Annotated in this window: 1 protein-coding gene; it reads left to right on the forward strand. The window is 72.5% G+C overall.

The window, feature by feature from the left end; translation table 11 throughout:
- Nucleotides 1-825, forward strand: an 825-nt coding sequence (locus FVW20_RS17205) for an AAA family ATPase (RefSeq protein WP_231039214.1), incomplete at both ends; no start/stop codon positions are given.

Consider the following 825-nt stretch of genomic DNA (forward strand, 5'->3'; position numbering starts at 1 on the left):
GGCGTGGGCAAGACCTCCGTGGGCCGCGCGCTGGCCGAGGCGCTGGGGCGGCGCTTCTACCGCATGTCGCTGGCCGACCTGCGCGACGAGGCGGAACTGCGCGGCCACCGGCGTACCTACGTGGGGGCCATGCCGGGGCGGATCATCCAGGCCCTGCGCGCCACGGGGGTGCGCAACCCGGTGTTCATGCTGGACGAGATCGACAAGGTGGGACAGGACGCCAAGGGCGACCCGGCCATGGCCCTGCTGGAGGTGCTGGACCCGGAGCAGAACGCCCGTTTCGTGGACCGCTACCTGGAGATCCCCTTCGACCTTTCGCAGGTGCTGTTCATCGCCACGGCCAACGGGGTGGAGCGGCTGCGCGGCCCCCTGCTGGACCGCATGGAGGTGGTGGAATTCCACGGCTACGCAGAGGCGGACAAGCTGGACATCGCCACCCGCTTCCTGCTGCCCCGCCAACTGCGCGAGCACGGCCTGACAGCGCCCTACCCGCAGGTGACCCCGGGGGCCCTGTCGCGGATCATCAACGACTACACCAGCGAGGCGGGCGTGCGCGGGCTGGACCGGGAACTGGCCCGGTTGTGCCGCAAGCTGGCCCGGCTGCGGCTGGAGGCCGGCGGGCATGCGGGAGAACCTGCGGGAGGGCCTGCGGGAGGGCATGCGGGAGAACCTGCGGGAGCGACTGGCCCGACTGGCCCGGCATCAGGCATCGCCCCCGGCACGGCTGCACCTGGCCCCCAGTTCCCGGACGCCGTGCCCTCGAACACGCTGCTGGTGGACGATGACGTGGCCGTCGCCCTGCTGGGGCCGCCGCGCTACCGGCAC

This window comes from Nitratidesulfovibrio oxamicus, from assembly GCF_015731765.1.
In the GTDB taxonomy this organism is placed as follows: Bacteria; Desulfobacterota; Desulfovibrionia; order Desulfovibrionales; family Desulfovibrionaceae; genus Cupidesulfovibrio; species Cupidesulfovibrio oxamicus.